General features: G+C 66.8%; 17 protein-coding genes and 1 pseudogene. 4 read left to right on the plus strand and 14 right to left on the minus strand.

What is annotated here, in order from left to right:
* A pseudogene (locus tag IOC61_RS13795) lies at positions 1-467 on the plus strand (ribonuclease E/G); the annotation flags it as partial.
* A gap of 80 nt (positions 468-547) precedes the next feature.
* On the opposite strand, the gene murB reads toward IOC61_RS13795, so the two are convergent.
* The 9 genes from murB to IOC61_RS13840 all read right to left on the minus strand — a co-directional run bounded on the left by murB (position 548) and on the right by IOC61_RS13840 (position 9,471).
* On the minus strand, positions 548-1,558 hold the full coding sequence (gene murB, locus IOC61_RS13800; protein ID WP_195689334.1) for a UDP-N-acetylmuramate dehydrogenase: 1,011 nt from the start codon (positions 1,556-1,558) through the stop codon (positions 548-550).
* Entirely contained in the window at positions 1,558-2,034 is a 477-nt protein-coding gene (locus tag IOC61_RS13805; RefSeq protein WP_195689335.1) for a low molecular weight protein-tyrosine-phosphatase, read from the minus strand. Before IOC61_RS13805 ends, murB begins: the two co-directional genes overlap by 1 nt.
* Entirely contained in the window at positions 2,034-2,882 is an 849-nt protein-coding gene (kdsB, locus tag IOC61_RS13810; RefSeq protein ID WP_195689336.1) for a 3-deoxy-manno-octulosonate cytidylyltransferase, read from the minus strand. Before kdsB ends, IOC61_RS13805 begins: the two co-directional genes overlap by 1 nt.
* Positions 2,882-3,091 (minus strand): Trm112 family protein, encoded by a 210-nt coding sequence (locus IOC61_RS13815; protein WP_132044865.1) that lies wholly within the window; start codon positions 3,089-3,091, stop codon positions 2,882-2,884. The genes kdsB and IOC61_RS13815 overlap by 1 nt, the downstream gene beginning before the upstream one ends.
* Positions 3,092-3,102: 11 nt before the next feature.
* Entirely contained in the window at positions 3,103-4,170 is a 1,068-nt protein-coding gene (gene lpxK, locus IOC61_RS13820) for a tetraacyldisaccharide 4'-kinase (RefSeq protein ID WP_195689337.1), read from the minus strand.
* Positions 4,171-4,246: 76 nt separating this feature from the next.
* Complete coding sequence (msbA, locus tag IOC61_RS13825) at positions 4,247-6,019, minus strand: lipid A export permease/ATP-binding protein MsbA (RefSeq protein WP_324254722.1); 1,773 nt, start codon at positions 6,017-6,019, stop codon at positions 4,247-4,249.
* Complete coding sequence (locus IOC61_RS13830; RefSeq protein ID WP_195689338.1) at positions 6,016-6,453, minus strand: ExbD/TolR family protein; 438 nt, start codon at positions 6,451-6,453, stop codon at positions 6,016-6,018. Before IOC61_RS13830 ends, msbA begins: the two co-directional genes overlap by 4 nt.
* On the minus strand, positions 6,450-7,148 hold the full coding sequence (locus IOC61_RS13835; RefSeq protein WP_195689339.1) for a MotA/TolQ/ExbB proton channel family protein: 699 nt from the start codon (positions 7,146-7,148) through the stop codon (positions 6,450-6,452). Before IOC61_RS13835 ends, IOC61_RS13830 begins: the two co-directional genes overlap by 4 nt.
* A 40-nt stretch (positions 7,149-7,188) precedes the next feature.
* Positions 7,189-9,471 (minus strand): DNA internalization-related competence protein ComEC/Rec2, encoded by a 2,283-nt coding sequence (locus IOC61_RS13840; RefSeq protein WP_195689340.1) that lies wholly within the window; start codon positions 9,469-9,471, stop codon positions 7,189-7,191.
* Positions 9,472-9,583: 112 nt separating this feature from the next.
* Between IOC61_RS13840 and IOC61_RS13845 the strand changes: the two genes are divergently transcribed.
* Positions 9,584-10,123 (plus strand): DUF2062 domain-containing protein, encoded by a 540-nt coding sequence (locus IOC61_RS13845; RefSeq protein ID WP_195689341.1) that lies wholly within the window; start codon positions 9,584-9,586, stop codon positions 10,121-10,123.
* 111 nt (positions 10,124-10,234) lie between these two features.
* Here the strand turns inward: IOC61_RS13845 and IOC61_RS13850 are convergent, their stop codons facing one another.
* The 4 genes from IOC61_RS13850 to IOC61_RS13865 form a co-directional block, all read right to left on the minus strand.
* Positions 10,235-10,936 (minus strand): ABC transporter ATP-binding protein, encoded by a 702-nt coding sequence (locus tag IOC61_RS13850; protein ID WP_229333152.1) that lies wholly within the window; start codon positions 10,934-10,936, stop codon positions 10,235-10,237.
* A gap of 28 nt (positions 10,937-10,964) precedes the next feature.
* A complete protein-coding gene (locus tag IOC61_RS13855) occupies positions 10,965-12,206 on the minus strand; it encodes a lipoprotein-releasing ABC transporter permease subunit (RefSeq protein WP_195689343.1) in 1,242 nt (413 codons plus the stop codon).
* Between the two features lie 110 nt (positions 12,207-12,316).
* Positions 12,317-14,614: an EAL domain-containing protein gene (locus tag IOC61_RS13860; protein ID WP_195689344.1), complete on the minus strand. Its 2,298-nt coding sequence runs from the start codon at positions 14,612-14,614 to the stop codon at positions 12,317-12,319.
* Positions 14,611-15,447: a hypothetical protein gene (locus IOC61_RS13865; protein ID WP_195689345.1), complete on the minus strand. Its 837-nt coding sequence runs from the start codon at positions 15,445-15,447 to the stop codon at positions 14,611-14,613. Before IOC61_RS13865 ends, IOC61_RS13860 begins: the two co-directional genes overlap by 4 nt.
* Positions 15,448-15,598: 151 nt before the next feature.
* Here IOC61_RS13865 and IOC61_RS13870 point away from each other — a divergent pair, with 151 nt between their 5' ends.
* Together IOC61_RS13870 and IOC61_RS13875 are read left to right on the plus strand one after the other, a co-directional pair.
* Positions 15,599-16,654, plus strand: a complete 1,056-nt coding sequence (locus tag IOC61_RS13870) for an agmatine deiminase family protein (protein ID WP_195689346.1) — start codon at positions 15,599-15,601, stop codon at positions 16,652-16,654.
* Between the two features lie 142 nt (positions 16,655-16,796).
* Positions 16,797-17,696, plus strand: a complete 900-nt coding sequence (locus tag IOC61_RS13875; RefSeq protein WP_195689347.1) for a carbon-nitrogen hydrolase — start codon at positions 16,797-16,799, stop codon at positions 17,694-17,696.
* Here IOC61_RS13875 and IOC61_RS13880 read toward each other — a convergent pair whose 3' ends face one another.
* On the minus strand, positions 17,697-18,935 hold the full coding sequence (locus IOC61_RS13880) for a uracil-xanthine permease family protein (protein WP_195689348.1): 1,239 nt from the start codon (positions 18,933-18,935) through the stop codon (positions 17,697-17,699).
* Positions 18,936-19,200 lie beyond the last annotated feature (265 nt).

Genomic DNA, 19,200 nt, shown 5'->3' on the forward strand with positions numbered 1-19,200 from the left:
AGCCGGCCGCCGAGGCAGCGAGCGACAGCCAGCCGGCCAAGAGTCATCCTGCCGAGAAGCCGTCCGCCAAGCCGGAAGAGGCCGAGCCGGTAGCAGCCAAGCAGCCGGCCGCCGAGGCAACGAGCGACAGCCAGTTGGCCAAGAGCCAGCCTGCCGAGAAGCCGTCCGCCAAGGCCGACGCCAAGCCGGAAGAGGCCGAGCCGGTAGCAGCCAAGCAGCCGACCGCCCAGGCAGCGGGCGACAGCCAGCCGGCCAAGAGCCAGCCTACCGAGAAGCCGAACGCCAAGGCCGACACTGAGCCGACTGAGAAGGAGCCCGCTAAGGCCGAGGCGAAGCCCGCAGCCGAGGCCAAGGAGAGTGCAGCACCCAGCCGTGCCAGCCGCCGTCGTCGCCGTGCCCACAATGACCCGCGTGAGATCCGGCGTCGCGAGCAGGAGGCCAAGGCCCAGGAGGGCAAGCAGGGCTAACGCCTACTCCCAGGCCTGACGAACAACGCCCGCAGCCTTTGGCTGCGGGCGTTGTCGTTTATTCGGCTTGAGACGTAGGCTCAGCCAGCCAGTCGCGGCTCACGCTGGAGCTCGACACCGAACCGCTCGCGGACGCTACCCGCCACCCGGGCCGCGAAGTCGAGCAGCTCTCGAGCGCTGCCACCACCGAAGTGGACCAGCACCAGCGCCTGGCGCTGGTGAACGCCGAAGTGGCCATCGCGCCACCCCTTGAGACCACAGCGGTCGATCAACCAGCCGGCGGCCAGCTTGACCCGACCATCCGGCTGAGGAAAGTGTGGCATCTCGGGGTATTCGCCCAACAAGCGCTCGGCTTTCTCGGCCGCTACCCGGGGGTTCTTGAAGAAGCTGCCGGCATTGCACAGCTCTGCGGGGTCGGGCAGCTTTTCGCGGCGAATGGCACACACCGCCTCGGCCACCTCCTGCGGCGAGGGCGCTACCCCGACACGGCTCGACAGGTCACCATAGCCCAGGCGAGGCTCTGCCTGACGCGACAGGCGCATCACCAGGCGCGTGATCACCACCCGCCCTGCCAGCGCGCCCTTGAAGATGCTCTCACGGTAGCCAAACTCGCACGCCTCGGGGGAAAGCCAGGTCAGGCTGCCATCCGCCAGATGAAGCACTTCCACGGCCTCGAGCACATCGGCCAGCTCGACCCCGTAGGCGCCGATGTTCTGGATCGGCGCGGCGCCACAGTGACCGGGAATCAACGCCAGGTTCTCGATGCCCCATAGGCCACGAGCGGCCAGCGCCATCACCAGCCGATGCCAGTTGACTCCGGCCTCGGCATGGATTCGCACGCGCCCATCGCCCTCCTCCTCCTGCCACCAGTCGGCCATGGCAGGCTGCACCACCAGGCCCGGCAGGTGCTCGGGCAGGATCAGATTGCTCCCCCCACCCAGCAGCGTAACCGGCCAACCCTGCTCACGCGCCCCGGCCAGCGCGTCCCTGAGCGCCTCGACGCTGTCGGGTGCCACGAAGCGTTCGGCGATACAGGGCAGCCCCAGCGTATTGGCATGGCTCAGATCCCATTGCCTCCTGATGGTCGACATCAAGGGCGTGACTCCAGGCGCGCAACGATGTCTTCGAGCAAGCCATCGGCGGCGCGCTCGATCAGATCAAGCACCTCCTCGAAGCCATCCTCGCCGCCATAGTAGGGGTCCGGAACGGCAACATTCGGATGACCCGCAAACTCGAGGAAGAGCCCCATATGAGCTTCGAGTCCCTCGGGCGCCTGCTCACGCATGGCTCGCAGGTTGTCATGGTCCATGGCCAGCAGATAGTCGAAGGCGTGGAAATCGTCGCCCTTCAGCTGCCGGGCACGCAATGAGGAGAGGTCGATGCCGCGTCTTGCCGCCGCCTCTTGCGAACGGGGGTCCGGCGCCTTGCCCTCGTGCCAGGAGGCGATGCCACAGGAGTCGACGTCGACACGCTGGTCCAGGCCCCGAGCCTCTAGCTGGCGCCGAAACACCCCTTCGGCGGTAGGCGAACGACAGATATTGCCCAGACAAACGAACAGGACGCGCATCAGACTCCTCCTTGGGGTTTTTCCTGCTCCAGCAGTGCCCGTACCCGGGCTAGATCCTCTGCGGTATCGACACCGGCAGGGTGGGATTCACGGGCCAGCGCCACCTGGATGGCATGCCCATGATGTAGTGCTCGCAGCTGCTCCAGCTGCTCGAGACGCTCCAGGGGCGACGGTAACCAGTTACCATACTCGGCGAGGAAGGCGGCCCGGTAGGCATAGAGGCCAATATGGCGCAGCCAGGCGTCACCCTCTAGCACCCCGGCCCCCCCCGCGATGGCCTCGCCCCCCTCGGATTTCCCACCCCAAAACTCCCTACCCCAGGACTCTCGATCCCATGGGATGGGAGCGCGCGAGAAGTAGAGCGCTCGACCATCCTGGCCATGCACCACCTTCACCACGTTGGGGTTGAACAGGACCGCCGCCTCGGTGATCGGCTCGGCCAGCGTGGCGATCGAGGCACCCGGATCATCGAACAGCCGTTCGGCGACCTGGTCGATCAATGCCGGCGGGATCAGCGGCTCATCGCCCTGAACATTGACCAGCACGGCATCCCCATCGAGCCGCAGCTGCTCGGCCACCTCGGCCAGCCGGTCGGTACCTGAGGGGTGGTCCGCCCGCGTCATCACCACCTCCGCACCCAGCGGCGCCATGGCCTGGGCGATACGCGGATCGTCGGTCGCCACCACGACCCGGCTGGCACCACTCTCACAGGCACGCCGCCAGACATGCACGACCATCGGTTCGCCCGCGATCTCGGCCAGCGGCTTGCCGGGCAGTCGTGACGAGGCAAAGCGTGCCGGAATGACCGCAATGAACTCCCGGTCAGCCTTGCTCCTGGCCTCGGCCATCAGCGCTCCCCCGTGCGTCCGGGAGAGTCATGCAGCTTCTCGTCGACGGAGAGCTGTCGCGCCTCCTCGGGCAGCATGACCGGAATGCCGTCGCGGACCGGATAGGCCAGGCCATCATAGAGGCAGTGCAGCTCCTCCTCCTCGCGACGATACTTGAGCTTACCCTTGCACATCGGGCAGACCAGCAAAGCCAGCAGCTCCTTGTCCATCGTTTTCCCCTTCACTGTTGTGGCGAGCCGACATCGGCTCGTCTCGCGAATTCTTGACTCCCCGGCTGCCGGGGCGGCATGGCAGCCGCACCGGCCAGCCAGTCGTCGAACCAGTCCACGAAGCCTGATTCGGGCAAGGCCTCGACTTCCAGCACCCAGCTGTCATCGGGCGCCAGGTCACGGCACTTGACGGCATCCTTGGCGGTCATCGCCAGCGGTCGGCCATCCTCGAAATGGAGTTCATCGGCGCGGAAGAGATGATGGTCGCCGAACGGGTGCGGGATCACCTCGACGCCAAGCCCCCTGAGGGTGTCGAAGAAACGCGCCGGCCGACCGATGCCGGCCACCGCATGGACCGGTCCCGTAAAGGGCGCCTCATCGATGGGGTAGCGCCTGCCATCGGCGAGGCGGCGCCAGCCGGATGGCACCAGCGTCATGCGCCGGCCATCCAGGGGCAACGCTACCCGAGGCTCGCCATTGACCAGCATCGCATCGATGCTCTCCAGCCGCGACAGCGGCTCGCGCAGCGGCCCCGCCGGCAGGCAGCGACCGTTGCCGAAGCCGCGCACCCCATCCACCACCACCAGCTCCAGATCACGCCCCAGGGCCAGGTGCTGCAGGCCATCATCGCTGACCAGAATATCGCAGCCGGCCTCGAGCAGGCGTCGGGCACCGCGGGGACGCTCGGGGTCAACGACCACCGGCATCCCGGTCTGGTCGGCCAGCATGCGCGGCTCATCTCCGCAGACGGCGGCGGGCGTCGTTGCTTCGACCAGCTGCGGATACTCAGCCCCTTGCCCGCCATAGCCCCGCGACAGGATACCCGGCCGCCAGCCCTGCCCGTTCAGGTGCTCCACCAGCCAGGCCACCAGCGGCGACTTGCCGGTTCCACCCAGGGTCAGGTTGCCCACCACGACCACCGGCACCGGCGCCCGCCAGACCGGTTTGCGACCGCTGGCATAGGCGGCGGCACGCCGACGCACCCCCCAGCGATAGAGCATCTCCAGTGGCCTCAGTGCCGCCAGCCAGGCGTCTCCACGGTAGGCGGCCCTAAGCCAGCGCTCGCCAAGCTGGCTCATGCCGGATCGGCCTCCTGAAACTGCAGGCGATGCAGGGCCGCCACAATGGTCGCCATCGCGCCGTCCTGCAAGATCCTCATATCGGATCGGCCTCCTGAAACTGCAGGCGATGCAGGGCCGCATAGGCGCCGTCACGCGCCAGCAGTTCGGCATGACTGCCCTGCTCGATGATCTCGCCCTGCTCCATGACCAGGATACGGTCGGCGCGCTCGATGGTGGAGAGACGATGGGCGATCACCAGCGTCGTGCGCCCCTTGCAGACCTCTTCCAGTGCCGCCTGGATATGACGCTCGGACTCGGTATCCAGCGCCGAGGTGGCCTCATCGAGGATCAGCAGCGGCGCATCCTTGAAGATCGCCCGGGCGATGGCCAGCCGTTGACGCTGCCCGCCGGAGAGCATCACGCCGTTGTCGCCGACGACCGTTGCATACCCCTGGGGCAGGCGCTCGATAAATTCATGGGCATGGGCAGAGCGGGCCGCCGCCTCGATGGCCGCCGGATCGGGGTTCTCCACCCCATAGGCGATATTCGCGGCGATGCTTGAGTTGAACAGTGTCACCTGCTGGGAGACCAGCGCGATCTGGCGGCGCAGCGGCGCCAGGCGGTACGCATCCAGGGGAACGTCATCGATCAGCACGCGCCCGACACTCGGGCGATAGAAGCGTGGCAACAGGCCCACCAGAGTCGACTTGCCGCTGCCCGAGCGGCCGACGATCGCCACCATCTCGCCTTCGGCCACCTCGAGATCGATGCCCTTCAGCACCTCCGGCTGCCCCTCGGCGTAGCGAAAGGTCACCCCCTCCAGCGTGACTCGACCGGCAAGCCTTGCGGGCTCATGGGTCCCCTCGTCGGGCTCGGCCGGCTCCTCGAGCAGACCGAACAGCTCCGACGAGGCGGCCAGGCCCTTCTGGATCTCGCTGTTGACCTCGGTGAGCTGCCTCACCGGCTTGGCCATCAGCGAGGCGGCGGTAATGAAGGCCACGAACTCGCCGGCGGTCATGTTGGCCATCAGCGCCGGCGACATGGCCAGCCACACCAGCACCGCCAGGGCCAGGGCCACCAGCAGCTGGATCACCGGGGTGCTGACCGCCTTGGTCAGCGCCTCCTTGAGGCTCTGCTGGCGATTGTAGTCACTCACCTTGGCGAAGCGGGCCTTCTCATAGGCCTCGGCGCCATGGGTACGCACCACCCGGTAACCCGAGAGCGCCTCTGACGCCACATGGGTCACCTCGCCCATGGAGGCCTGGATGCGCCCCGAGAGACGCCGGAAGCGCTTGCTGGTATAGCTCACCACCCCGCCGATCAAGGGCGTCACCGCCAGAAACAGCAGGGTCAGCATCCAGTTGGTCCACAGCAGGTAGATGACCAGGCCGATCACGAAGAGCCCCTCGCGAAGCAGTATGGTCACCGCCTTGGTGGCCGCGCCGGTGACCTGCTCGACGTGGTAGGTCACCCGCGAGATCAGGTGGCCGCTGGAGTGGCTATCGAAGAAGCGCCCCGGCAGGTGCAGCATGTGATTGAAGACATTGCAGCGCAACACATGCACGACGTTGCGTGCCACATTGCTCATGAAGTAGGTGCCGAGGAAGGTCCCCAGCCCTCGCGCGGCAAACATCCCCACCACGAACAGCGGCAGGAACAGTCGAAAGGCGGCGTCGGGCTCCTGAATCCCGTCGATCAGGCGCTTCATCATCTCCGCCAGGGCGGTACTGGAGGCGGCATAGATGGCGTAGCCGAAGATGGCCAGGGCAAAGGAGCGCCAGTAGGGGCGCACATAGCGCAGCAGACGGCGATAGAGCGTCAGGCTCGACTGCTGGGAAGCGTGTTGAGAAGTCCCGATGGGAGTCACGGTGTCTCCGCTGGTCTGGGTGAGGTGTTGTGCGCTGCACGCTCCGTGGTGGCGATACGTACGCGCTGAATGCCGTTCAGGCCAGCCTGGTCGAGGGCTCGCACCACGTCGGCATGGCGGGCCTGGGCATCCGCCTCTATTACCAGGCCATGCTCGCGCCCCTGATCCGCCTCATCGGCCAGGGCCGCCCCCAGGGAGTCGGCGTTCAGAACGCGCGCGCCCAGCCGATAGTCCCCCTCGGCGGTGACCACCAGCGTCAACGGCGAAGGCTCGACGGCCCTGCCGGAGAGCGACTCCGGCAGGGTGAGCTCGAGCGCCTGGCGCGTCTCGAAGGTCGTCGATACCATGAAGAAGATGAGCAGCAGGAACACCACATCGATCAGTGGGGTGAGGTTCACCTCCACGGGGTCACGCCGTCGTCGCGGAAACCTCACGGGTGCCTCACCTCTGGCGCCAGGCGACCATCGGCCTCCACGCGCTCGGCATCGCGGGCCGGGGTCTGGCCTTCGGCCAGGCTGATGGCGCCGCCATGGTGGGCCAGGAACTCCACCACCTGGCCGGCCTGCTCCTCCATGCGTACGGTGATGTCCTCGACCCGGCGCTGGAAGTAGCGGTGAAACATCAGCGCGGGGATCGCCACGGTAAGGCCCGCGGCGGTGGTCACCAGCGCCTGGGAGATGCCACCGGCCAGATCGGCGGTACGACTCGCCCCATCACCCGCAACGATCACCGCAAAGACCTCGATCATGCCGACCACGGTACCGAGCAGGCCGATCAACGGAGCGATGGCCGCGATGGTACCCAGCGGGTTGAGGAAGCGCTCCATATCGTGAATCACCGCGGTGGCGGCCTCGGTCAGTCGCGACCTGACCTGCTCATGGCCGAGTCCGGCGTTGCGCAGGCCGGCGGCAAGCACGCCGCCCAGGGGTGAGTGACTCTCCAGCCAGTAGAGGTTGACCTGGCCACGGGTAATCAGGCTGCACACCTCCTGGCCCAGCCCATGCGGGGCGATGCGCCCGGCGCGCAGGGTCCACAGACGCTCGATGATGATGACCGTGGCCAGCAACGAGCAACCCAGCAGCGGCAGCATCAGCCAGCCCCCGGCGATCAGGGCCTCCATCATGTCCATGCGCACATCCTCTCCGGTAGCCGCGGTCATCCCACCGCTTTTACGGCGATTCTAACGCAAGCGGCCCGCAATCGACACCGGGCCGGATGCCGGCGCGTGCCGCATTCGGCCCCGCCAGCTCTCCCCCACCGAGACGAAACGTGAGGGCACCGTCAAGGCCGGTACTCCACTGGCAGGCCCCGGCACGCCGAAAGCGCCTGACCACCTCGGGAGCGGGATGGCCGAAGGGGTTATGCCGCCCCACGCTGTACACCAAATGGCGTGGCGCGAGCGCCTTGACCAGCGCCGCTCCGGAACTGGTTGCGCTGCCATGATGGCCGGCCAGCAGCACGCTCACGGGGCCGCTTACCTGGTGGAGCAAGCGACGCTCGTGCTCCCTGCCCAGGTCGCCGCTGAGCAGCAGGCGATGATCACCCGCCGTGACCTCCAGCACGCAGGAGCGTTCATTGTCCGGAAGCCCCTGGGCTGAGGCCGGCGGCCATAGCAGACGAAAGTCGACGTCATCACGCCGCCACTGACGACCGGCCAGACAGGGCTCGACCCACTCCCCCGGCAGCGCGGCCGGCGGCCCCAGGTAGCGCTCGACGTCGTGCAGCGTATGGAGCGTCGCCACCCCGCCGGCATGGTCGTTGTCGTCATGGCTGAGGATCACCATGTCGAAGGCTTGTGCCCCTGGCCACAGGGTCTCCAGCGGTGTGAACCCCGACGCGAAACGTGGCCCGGTATCATAGAGCAGCCGATAGTCCCGGGTTCGCAGCTCCACCAGCAGCCCCTGACCCACGTCATGGACCCTGACCTCTACCTCCCCCGGCGGCAGGCGTGGGGCTTGCCAGAGCAGCGGGACCAGCCCCAGCAGCAGGGTGGCGACGATCCGCAGGCGCCTGTCGAGGCCGGGCACTCCCCACAGCATGGCCAACACCAGCAGCGACAGCGCCACCGGCAATGTCTGCCCCGGGTCGGGATACCAGAGCGGCAGCCATGCGACCATCGCTTCCAGCAGCCGGGCCAGGCCATCCGTCAGCCGGGCAAACAGCCACCAGCAGGCAGCCATCACGCCCGGCAGGGGCGCCAACAGCCAGCCCAGAAGCCCCAGGGGAACCAGCAGGCTGCTTACCAGCGGCACCGCGATGAGATTGACCAGCGGCGCGGCCGGCGCCAGGCGCTCGAAGGCCAGCAGCACGGCACCCGCCATCGCCGGGGCCAGCATCAGCTGAGTGCGCACCAGCCCCCACAACCAGCCACGCACTCCCCGCGGGCGCGGCCTGCCCTGCCAGAGCAGAATCAGCATGGCCACCGCCGCGAAGGAGAGCCACAGTCCCGGTCGCCAGGCACTGAGTGGGTCGAGCAGCAGCACCACGGCGAGTGCCAGCCACCACCCCTGCCAGGGTCCCGGTGCATGGCGCCCGCTCGCCACCCAGAGGCCCACCAGGGCCATGACCAGGGCTCGCAGCGCCGGCGGCTCGAGCCCGGCCAGCAGTGCATAGCCGCTCGCCCCCAGCGCCGCCAGCCACCAGGGCCACACCGCCAGGCGCCAGCGCCCCGGTGTCAGCAGGCGTGCCACGCCTCGCCCCAGAAGCAGCACGACACCCGCCACCAGGCTCACATGAAGCCCGGAGATCACCATCAGATGGGTGGTGCCGCTGGCATTGAGCAGCGCCCAATCGCCATCGGAGAGTCGCTCGCTGGCTCCCAGGGTCAGCGCGGCCAGCCAGCGGCCCGCCCGGGAAGGAAGCTCCTGTTGATCGAGCAGCGCCAGCGCCATCTGCCGCGGATCGCCAGAGGCCGCCGCGAGTCGCTGCGGCGCCGGGGACTGACGAACATAGCCGGTGGCCTGGATGCCTTCACGCCATAACCAGGCGCGATAGTCGAAGGCGCCGGGATTGGCGAGCCCACCGGGCGGCCTCAGCCTGACGGTGAACCGCCAGCGTTCACCGGTCATCATGGGAGGCGGCGCATAGACGTTGAGACGAACCCGATTCAGGCGCCGACAGGGCAGCCGGTGTGACTGAAGGGGTTGGCAACGCTCCACGCTGACGCCGAGTCGTGTCACCCTGCCCCGCTCGACCACCGACTCGAGCCGACCCTCCAGCATCAGGTCGACCCCGCCCAGCCCGGAGGGAAGCTGCCCGCCCTGCACGATCAGCACGGCGCTCGCCATCCAGGCGAGCATCAACACGCCCGCCACCGCACCTCGCCGGCGCAGGGCCAGCGCCACCAGCAGCGCCAGGCCCAACCCTTCGGCGAGTCCCGGCGGCGGATTGGCCCCCAGCCCGATACCCGACAGCACGGCAAGGGCCAGGGGAAGGGCCCATCCTCTTGGCATTGCCCGGCTCCGGCAATCGGGGCCGAGGCCCCATGACGAGGAAGACCACAGGTGCGGCCCCGCAGTCTTGTATGGATAATAGGCCAGGTCACGATGCCACGAACCAGTGCCCATGCCGCGCCGCCTGCTACAGCGCTATATGCCACACCCGGACGCCCTGAGGCGTCAGCGCTCGCTACGCTTCATGAGCGCCCTGATCGGCGACCCCGCCCTCTGGGTGCTGAGCCGTCGCAGCGTGGCCAACGCCTTCTCGGTGGGCCTGTTCAGCGCCATGCTGCCGATCCCCCTGCAGATGGCCATCGCCGCCGGTGGTGCCAAGCTGGCACGTTGCAACCTGCCCCTCTCGGTAGGGCTGGTATGGGTCACCAACCCGCTGACCATGCCGCTGATCTTCTATGCCAACTACCGCCTCGGGGCCTGGTTGATGAACACCCCCGGCCGGGAAGCCCCCGAGCGCCTCTCCCCCCACTGGGTCGCCGAGCGTCTCGGCGATATCCTGCCCGCCCTGGCGGTCGGGTCGGTGGTCATGGCGGTGGTGCTGGCCCTCACCGGCAACCTGGCGGTGCGGCTACTGTGGCGCTGGCAGGTCTCGCGAAGCTGGAAGGCTCGCCACCGGCGCCGGCGCAGGACCGGCTGTGACGACACCCTCTAGCGGTGTAAACCCCTCAGTCCCCGGGGTCACCGCCTTCTGCACCCCAACACAAGCGGCCGCCTCGAGAGGCGGCCGCCGTGACCCTGGACAAGCTGGACTCTGAGGAGTCGCCTACCCGCGTGGTTGCTCGCTCAGGCGTCCTTCATCGAGGCGCAGGACACGGTCCTGATGGGCCGCCAGGGCCGGGTCGTGGGTGACGATGACAAAGGCGCAGGCGGCGGTGCGGGCCAGCTCATCCATCAATGCCAGGATCCCGGCCGCGGTGTGCTGATCCAGATTGCCGGTGGGTTCATCCATCAGCACCAGGCTGGGGTCGGTGACCAGCGCCCGGGCTATCGCCACCCGCTGTCGCTCGCCGCCCGAGAGCTCACCGGGCTTGTGGTCGGCGCGTGATGCCATGCCGACCTTCTCCAGCAGTTGCAGGGCAGCGGCCTCGGCAACCCTCTTGCGCTGGCCCCGCACGATCAGGGGCAAGGCCGCATTCTCGACGGCGGTGAACTCGGCCAGCAGATGGTGGAACTGGTAGACGAAGCCGATATGCTGATTGCGAAAACGCCCGAGTGCCGCCTCGCCGAGGCTCGACAGCGACGCTCCGGCGATGCGCACCTCACCGCGGCTTGGCCGGTCCAGCCCTCCCAACAGGTTGAGCAGGGTGGTCTTGCCCGACCCCGAACTGCCGACGACGGCGACCCGCTCACCGGCATTGACGGTAAGGGAGAGACCATCGAGCACGGTGATGTCCTGGGGACCCTCGCGGTAGATACGCGTCAGGTCGTGACACTCCAGCATCGTCTGCCCGAAGGTACGTTGCATGGAAATCTCCTGATTGGGGCTCGAAGCGTTATTCATAGCGCAGCACCTCCGCCGGCTGCACGCGGGCGGCCCGCCATGCCGGATAGAGGGTGGAGAAGAAGGTCAGCACCAGGGCCGAGGCGACGATATTGCCCACATCGTCCCAGTGGAGTCGCGAAGGGAGGTTGCTGATAAAGTAGACCCCGGCGTCGAGGAACTGGATTCCGAACACCGTCTCGACCCAGTCGATGATGTCGGAGATGGTCAGCGCCAGCAGCACGCCTAGCCCCACCCCTACCAGGATGCCGATGATGCCGATGGCCAGGCCCTGGACCACGAAGATGCCCATGATCGACCGAGGCGTGGCCCCGATGGTGCGCAGGATGGCGATGTCGGCGTGCTTGTCGGTGACCACCATGACCAGCGTCGAGACGATATTGAAGGCCGCCACGGCGATGATCACCGTCAGCAGCAGCGCGATCATGCGCTTCTCCATCTGGATCGCCTGGAAGAGATTGCCGTGGGAGTAGGTCCAGTCGTAACCGCGGTAGCCGGCCCCCAGCTCGTTGACGATCGCGCGTGTCTCGGCACTGGCGGCGAACAAGTCATCGAGCTCCAGGCGCAGCCCGCCCACGGCATCCCCCAGTCGCGCCAGGGTCTGCATGTCCTCGATATGGGCATAGGCCAGGGCGGCGTCGAGATCGGCCCCGACACTGAAGATACCGCTGACGGTGAAGCGCTTGAGGCGCGGGAAGACGCCGGCCGGGGTGATCGAGGCCTCGGGCACCAGCAGGGTGACGCGATCGCCGACCCCGACCCCCAGGCGCCGCGCCAGGATCGAGCCGAGCACGATATTCCATTCGCCGGGCTCGAGGTCGGCGAGGCTGCCCTGGCGCATGTGCTCGCCGATGATCGATACCCTGTCCTCCCACTCCGGGTGGATACCGTTGACCATGGCGCCTTCGTTGCGCCCCCCCACCGAGAACATCCCCTGCTGCTCCACGTAGGGAGCGGCACCGATGACCCGTTCGCGCTCCATCAGCCGCTCGGCCAGCGCCTCCCACTCCACCATGCCGGTGCGCGACTCGATCTTGGTATGGGGCACCATGCCCAGGATGCGCGTGCGCAGCTCATGATCGAAGCCGTTCATCACCGAAAGCACCAGGATCAGCACGGCCACGCCGAGCATCAGCCCCAGCATGGAGGTCAGCGAGATAAAGGAGATAAAGTGGTTGCGGCGCTTGGCGCGCACATAGCGCAACCCGATCAGGAAGGGCAGTCTATCCAGCATGATGGCATTCCTTGTCGGCGAGGGCCCCATGGCAAGGCGGGTGAGCCTGCTGTAAGGCGGCGGGCGCTCATGGTAAGGCTTTTGCGCAGCCCCTGCATCGCCGACAGGGGCTAATTCACAGGATTTGCACGGGCTCCGTCGATGGGGGGCGCGAACTCCGGGTGGGGCTCGGGCATACCGATGCAGGCCCCCTGGGCGAAGTCCACGCCCAATGCCCGCACCCTCTCCAGTACTGCGGCGTTATGAACGAACTCCGCTACCGTGACGATGCCCATCTCGCGGGCAAAGCTTACGATGCCCCGGATCAGGGTCTCGGCATCGCTGTCGATGTCGAGCTGTCGCACCAGGCTACCGTCGATCTTGAGCAGGTCCACGTCGAGGCGCAGCAGGTGCTCAAAGTTCGAATATCCGCTGCCGAAGTCATCGATGGCGACCCGCACCCCCAGTGCCTTGGCACGAACGATAAAGGCGCTCACGGCGGTGTAGTTGTCGATCCCCTCGGATTCGAGGATCTCGAAGATGAGTCGATCGCCGGCGCCACTCTCGGCCACCCGGGCCAATAGTGCCTCGCTGATCTCCGGGTCGACGATATCCTCGCTGGAAAGGTTCAGCGAGAACTCATGGGGCGTCTCGTCCAGCGCGACCAGGCAGCGATCGGCCATGGTCAGTGTCAGGCGATGATAGAGTCGACTGCGTCGGGCCACCTCCAGGAAGGCACCGGGGCCGACCACCTCGCCATTCCGGTCCAGCATGCGCACCAGACACTCGAACTTTTCGACACGCCCGCTCACCGCATCCATGATCGGCTGAAAATAGGAGACGACCCGGCCCTCATCCAGTGCCTCTCCCAGCCGGTTGGCCCAGGCCAGGTTGCGCCCATAGTTGCGCCGCACCTGTACGGCCGGGTCATAGAAGACATAGGGGCGTGACTCGACACGCGCCTGCTTGAGGGCGATGCTGGCCGATGACAACAGGGTGTCCTGACCCGCCTCGAGCCGCCAGGTCGAGGCCACCCCGAGGGATAACTGCACCGGGAGCTCCTGCCCTCGCCAATCGACCCGCAGCCCGCTCAGCGCCTGGTGCAGAGCCTCAACCATGCTACGCAGGGAGCTGTCCGTCATGGTGCCGGGTAGCCAGACCGCATGCTCATCACCCGGCATGCGATACAGCTGGCAATCATGGCAGTTGTGCGACTCCAGCAACGCCTGAAGACTCGCGCCCAGGCGCTGGATCACGCGATCGCCACACTGATGGCCAAACAGATCATTGATCTGCTTGAAGCCGTCGACATTGACCAACATCAGTGAGCCCTTGCGCGCGCCCCTGAGATCGGTCAGCAGGCGTGCCCGGTTGGGTAGCCCGGTCAGCGGATCGGTATAGAGAGTGCGTAACTGGCGCAGCAGTCCCGCCACCAGGAACAGGATAACTCCGGCCAGAAGCAGCAGAGCCAGCCCGATGCCGGCCAGCAGACGGAGATTGACCCCGCGCATGGGCGCCAGAACGGCATCGATTTCCGCCTGGGGCACCGCAATGCCGAACACCATCCCGGCACGGGTCGCGTCGTGATAGAGCGACCAGCGCTGGCCCGCCAGGGTGAGATCAAGACGCTTCATGCCCTCTCCCGCCGACAGGGCACCAATCTCTCGATGCAGCTTCAGGGCCGATACCTCGTCGATCAGTCGCTGGGCACGCTGCAGATCCTCGGCAACCGCGAGGCTGGTGAGGCTTCGATTTTCCTTGTCCACCAGGAAGGCGAAGGTATTCGGCGTGACCTTCACGCCGCTGACCATGCGGATGATATCGTCGGCGATCCAGTCATTGGCAGCCATGCCCACCACTCGCCCGGCGGCATCGCGCACCGGCACGCTGACACTGACCACCGCGTCGTTGATATGCGGCTTGAAGTAGGCCCCGGTCCAGTGGGGCTGTCGGCTGCCTTCACGCCAGGTATCGAGGCGAGGCTGTAACGCTTCCGCCTGCAACCAGTCCCGCCTCAGGGGCTCGACGAGCACCTGTTCGCCATCACGATGGGCAAACATGGCGACCGGCCGTGACAACCGCGGAAGCCACAGGGTGGCCCCACTGGCGTCGGTAAACTCTTCCAGGGTCTGCTTCAGGATGCCGGAGACCTCGGCCTCACCTGCATCCATCCCGGTCAGCAGCGCGGCGGCCCGGGACAACCCCCAGCCATTCTGCTCCATCCGTCGATGATGGGCATCGATCCGGTCGAGATTGGCATTGAAGGTTTCCATGACCTGCCGCTCACGCAGCTTGGTGAGGGCTCCCTCGGCATAGCGCAGGTTAAGCGAAGAGAGCAGCCACATGCCGCCAAAGAACAGCAGTACCAACAGCGCCAGCAGCAGCATGATCGTGGGCCGGCGCCCAAGAAAAGCGCGCCGACGCCTCATCGGGCATCCTCGTCATCGGCGTCGCGTATCGCGGCCGCGACCGCCTCGAGCCGTTCGCGGGCCTGGGCATCGCCACTATCGGCGGCACGCCGATACCAGCGCATCGCTTCCTCCAGCTGGCCCTCCAGTTCGGCCATGCTACCCATATGACGCTGGGCGCGGGTATCCCCCTCCTCGGCGGACATGCGGCAGACCTCCTGGGCTTCACCCAGGTTGCGTATGGTGAAAAGCAGGTAGCAGTCGTTGCTCTTGCGCCGGCTCAGCGCCTCTTCGACCTGCTCATCGCGCTCTGCCAGAGGTGCATCGACCGTTTCGGGCTCCGGCGCCCTCTCGGGCCGGGAGCGGGCAACGGGACGATTCGCTTCCTCCTGTCGTACACGTGCATAGAAGGCGTTAACCTGGGCAGGACAGGAGTACAGATAACCACGCCGATAGAGTGCCAGATTCTCACGATTGGCGGGACGCTCGGCATACTTGTCGGCGATCGCGGCACAACGTCGATCACGCTCCCGGGAGAGGTCGGTCAGCACATCGGCATACCGAGGATCCTCGGCATGAGCCTCCAGGTAATGGGTCAACGGGTCGATATAGGGCTGATCTAGCAGCGCCTGGCGCTCCTCGAGGAGTGCAGAGCGTATCGCCTCGTCGTCCGAAGCCTCTTCACGCCCGAACCACTCTGCCAGTCGCCGACTCCGTGCACTGACCGCCTCCCCCGCACGGGCCAGCCACTCACTAGTGGAAGCCGCCACCCCGTCACCGCCGGGAAGCATGGAGCAGCCGGCGAGAATCAGGCCAGACAGGAGTATCACTGAAAACGAGAAATGGGCGCGCATGCCACTCCTTGACCACCCGAGAGCAGTGGTTGGTAAGTTAAGGATACCACCCTCGTCGAAAAGGATATCAACGGCGGCTCTGCTGCTCTTGCATAGCGGGACCAGGCCACCTACATTCGCGTCCTGCCCCCAATTGACCTGGACACGATCGATGGCGACACGCCTGCTCCCCGAATGGCATCCTCAGGATGCCATCCAACTGACCTGGCCTGGCCCCGAGAGCGACTGGGCCTCGATGCTGGAGCGTATCGAGGCCACGCTGGAGGCGATGGTGGTCGCCATCGCGCGCTACCAGCGGGTGCTGATCAGCGTACCCTCCCCCCAGACCCGCAGGCACCTCGCGCGACGCTTCGCCCTTCTCGGTGTTCCCGACGAACGCCTGAGGCTGGTGGTCGCCGAGGCGGACGACACCTGGGCCCGTGACCATGGCCCCCTGGCGGTGGAGCGCGATGGCCAGCTGGTGCTGCACGACTATGCGTTCACCGGCTGGGGGGGCAAGTTTCCCGCCGTCCGGGACAATACCCTGACCCGTCGCCTTGCCGAGGCCGGCACCTTCGCCTGCCCCATCAGCGAATGCGGGCTGGTACTGGAGGGAGGCGCCATCGAGAGCGATGGAGAAGGCACCCTGCTGACCACCGAGGCCTGCCTGCTCAATCCCAACCGCAATCCCGGTCTCGACCGAGGCGGCATTGAGGCGTGGTTCCATAGGGACTTCGGTGTCACCCGGGTCCTGTGGCTGTCCAACGGCCACCTGGAGGGCGACGATACCGATAGCCACATCGACACCCTGGCACGCTTCTGCGACCCCGGCACCATCGCCTATGTACGCTGCGACGACGAGCAGGACCCACACTACCCGGCGCTGGCGGCCATGGAGACTGAGCTCGAGACACTCAGGCGCGCCGACGGCCAGCCCTACCGGCTGGTGCCCCTGCCCTGGCCGGCCCCCTGCCGGGACCCCGAGGATGGCCATCGGCTGCCGGCCACCTATGCCAACTTCCTGATCCTCAACGGCGCCGTGCTGGTGCCTACCTACGCCGACGCCGCCGACACCCGGGCCCTCGCCGCCCTGGCCGAGGCATTTCCGGGCCGCGATATCGTGCCCATCGACTGTCGCAGCGTGATCCGTCAGCACGGCAGCCTGCACTGCCTGACCATGCAGCTGCCCCGCGGCAGCCTAAACATCCAGGCGACCGTAGAGATCTGAAGCGAGAGGCGCCGGGGATAGGTTGAAGAGGGGGTCCTACGCCAGGGATGGCGTCGGTAGCGTACAGGGAAGTATTCACAGCGCCCCCTCGGAAACTGTCACCGGGGAAGCCTCGAGAAACAAGTAACGAGGAGAAATCGCCATGTCCCGCCATCTGAAAGTCGGCCTGGTCCAGCAACCCGGCTGGCCCGACAAGGCCAGAAGCCTCGCCGAGAGCGAGGCCGGCATTCGTGAGCTGGCCGCCGCCGGCGCCGAGCTGGTGATGCTGCAGGAGCTGCATGCCACCCACTACTTCTGCCAGTACGAAGAGACCGAGCTGTTCGATCTGGCCGAACCCCTGGACGGCCCTACCGGCAGCCGACTGGCGGCACTCGCCGCCGAGCTCGACATCGTGCTGGTCGGCTCGCTGTTCGAGCGCCGCGCCGCCGGGCTCTACCACAATACCGCCGTGGTCTATGACCGCCAGCTCGGCGCCGTCGGCCACTACCGCAAGATGCACATCCCCGACGACCCGGGCTTCTACGAGAAGTTCTACTTCACTCCGGGAGACGCCGACGGGAACGGACAGGGCTTCGCGCCCATCGATACCTCGATCGGCCGGCTCGGTGTGCTGGTGTGCTGGGATCAGTGGTATCCGGAAGCGGCGCGCCTGATGGCCCTGGCCGGAGCCGAGCTGCTGCTCTACCCCACCGCCATCGGCTGGGACCCTGCCGATGACGATGACGAAAAGAAGCGGCAGAAGGATGCCTGGACACTGATCCAGCGCAGCCATGCCGTCGCCAATGGCGTGCCGGTCATGGTGGCCAACCGCGTCGACCACGAACCCGACCACTCCGGCGTCGGTCGTGGCATCGACTTCTGGGGCGGCAGCTTTATCGCCGGCCCCCAGGGGGAACTGCTGGCTCATGCCGGCTGCCAGGCCGAGCGCCTGATGGTCACCCTGGACATGAGGCGCGGCGAGGAGGTGAGGCGTATCTGGCCGTATCTCCGTGACCGCCGCGTTGATGCCTATCGAGATCTCACCCGTCGTTATCGAGACTGATTATTCATCTTCCTCGGCGCGGGGCAGCACCCAGTTGAGGACAATGCCGACCAGGGCGGCCAGGCTCACCCCCTGCAGGGTGAACTGACCGCCCCCCACCTGCATCCCGCCGATACCGAAGACCAGGATCAGCGAAATCACCACCAGGTTGCGCGGCGCCGTCAGCGAGTGGCCCGCGCGCACCAGGGTATTCATGCCTACCACGGCGATGGAGCCGAACAGCAGGGTCATGATGCCCCCCATCACAGGCCCCGGAATGGTCTGCAGCAGCGCCCCCAGCTTGGCGACGAAGGCCAGGGCGATGGCGGTGCAGGCCGCCACCAGCATGATGCGCGGGTCGAAGGCCCGGGTTAGGGTCACCGCTCCGGTGACCTCGGAATAGGTGGTATTGGGCGGGCCGCCAAACAGCGCCGCGGCGGCGGTGGCCAGGCCATCGCCCAGCAGGGTACGGTGCAGACCGGGTTTCTCCAGGTAGTTCCTGCGGGTCACCGACCCGATGGCGACCATGTCACCGATATGCTCCACCGCGGGTGCGATCGCCACCGGAATCATGAACAGGATCGCCGCCCAGTGGAAGCTCGGCGCGGTAAACTCGGGGATCGCCAGCCAGGCCGATTCATGCACCGGCGTGAAGTCCACCAGCCCCATGAGCAGCGCCAGTCCGTAGCCGGTGACGATGCCTCCCATGATCGGTATCAGGCGCACGATCCCGCGGCCGAAGACCGCCAGCACCAGGGTCACCAGTAGGCTGGCCATGGAGAGAAACAGCGCCGGGCCATAGTCGATATGGTCGCTGGTCTCGCCGGTCGCCATGCTCACCGCCACCGGCGCCAGGGCCAGACCGATCACCATGATCACCGGCCCCACCACCACCGCTGGCAGCAGCCGATGCAGCCAGGCGGTTCCCTTGAGGCGTACCGCCTGGGAGATGATCACATACACGAAGCCGGCAGCCATCAGCCCGCCCAGGGTCGCCGATACCCCGAAGTTGGCGATCGAGCCCTGGATCGGCGCGATAAAGGCGAACGACGAAGCCAGAAAGACCGGTACCGTCACTCTTGTCACACCGTGGAACAGCAGCGTCCCGATACCCGCGGTGAACAGCGCCACGCTGGGATCCAGGCCGGTGAGCAGGGGCACCAGCACCAGGGCGCCAAAGGCGACAAACAGCATCTGCACGCCGGTCAGCAACGTGCGTGGCAGGGAGGTGGCGGGTCGCGAGGCCGCGGAATTTAGCATGACAAGGCTCCTGGAATGGGTGGCTAGCGTAAGCTCGCGCGGCATTCTAGCAGGCTGCCCTCGCTTGGGGGACGACCATTTCCGGCCATCCCCCATTGGCATCACGGCCCTCCACCATGAACCCGACGAGGCCACGTACCGAGAGCTGGATATCGAGCCGGCATGTCGCCTGTTGCTCGCCGTTGTCTTCAGAAAGGCAATGAGCCCGACTCGGCAGACGCCGAGCCGGGCTCGCTCCTGGTTGAAAGGTCGTGGGTGCCGACAA

Origin of the sequence: Halomonas sp. KAO, from assembly GCF_015595025.1 — a bacterium.
Classification (GTDB): domain Bacteria; phylum Pseudomonadota; class Gammaproteobacteria; order Pseudomonadales; family Halomonadaceae; genus Halomonas.

Bases quoted from the DNA above. Each gene is read 5' to 3' on its own strand.
- IOC61_RS13875 (WP_195689347.1), top strand. From the start codon at position 16,797: ATGTCCCGCCATCTGAAAGTCGGCCTGGTCCAGCAACCCGGCTGGCCC.
- lpxK (WP_195689337.1), bottom strand. From the start codon at position 4,170: ATGAGCCAGCTTGGCGAGCGCTGGCTTAGGGCCGCCTACCGTGGAGAC.
- IOC61_RS13880 (WP_195689348.1), bottom strand. From the start codon at position 18,935: ATGCTAAATTCCGCGGCCTCGCGACCCGCCACCTCCCTGCCACGCACG.
- IOC61_RS13860 (WP_195689344.1), bottom strand. From the start codon at position 14,614: ATGAGGCGTCGGCGCGCTTTTCTTGGGCGCCGGCCCACGATCATGCTG.
- IOC61_RS13870 (WP_195689346.1), top strand. From the start codon at position 15,599: ATGGCGACACGCCTGCTCCCCGAATGGCATCCTCAGGATGCCATCCAA.
- kdsB (WP_195689336.1), bottom strand. From the start codon at position 2,882: ATGGCCGAGGCCAGGAGCAAGGCTGACCGGGAGTTCATTGCGGTCATT.
- IOC61_RS13855 (WP_195689343.1), bottom strand. From the start codon at position 12,206: ATGCTGGATAGACTGCCCTTCCTGATCGGGTTGCGCTATGTGCGCGCC.
- murB (WP_195689334.1), bottom strand. From the start codon at position 1,558: ATGTCGACCATCAGGAGGCAATGGGATCTGAGCCATGCCAATACGCTG.
- IOC61_RS13850 (WP_229333152.1), bottom strand. From the start codon at position 10,936: ATGCAACGTACCTTCGGGCAGACGATGCTGGAGTGTCACGACCTGACG.
- IOC61_RS13805 (WP_195689335.1), bottom strand. From the start codon at position 2,034: ATGCGCGTCCTGTTCGTTTGTCTGGGCAATATCTGTCGTTCGCCTACC.
- IOC61_RS13845 (WP_195689341.1), top strand. From the start codon at position 9,584: ATGCCGCGCCGCCTGCTACAGCGCTATATGCCACACCCGGACGCCCTG.
- IOC61_RS13865 (WP_195689345.1), bottom strand. From the start codon at position 15,447: ATGCGCGCCCATTTCTCGTTTTCAGTGATACTCCTGTCTGGCCTGATT.
- IOC61_RS13815 (WP_132044865.1), bottom strand. From the start codon at position 3,091: ATGGACAAGGAGCTGCTGGCTTTGCTGGTCTGCCCGATGTGCAAGGGT.
- IOC61_RS13840 (WP_195689340.1), bottom strand. From the start codon at position 9,471: ATGCCAAGAGGATGGGCCCTTCCCCTGGCCCTTGCCGTGCTGTCGGGT.
- IOC61_RS13835 (WP_195689339.1), bottom strand. From the start codon at position 7,148: ATGGACATGATGGAGGCCCTGATCGCCGGGGGCTGGCTGATGCTGCCG.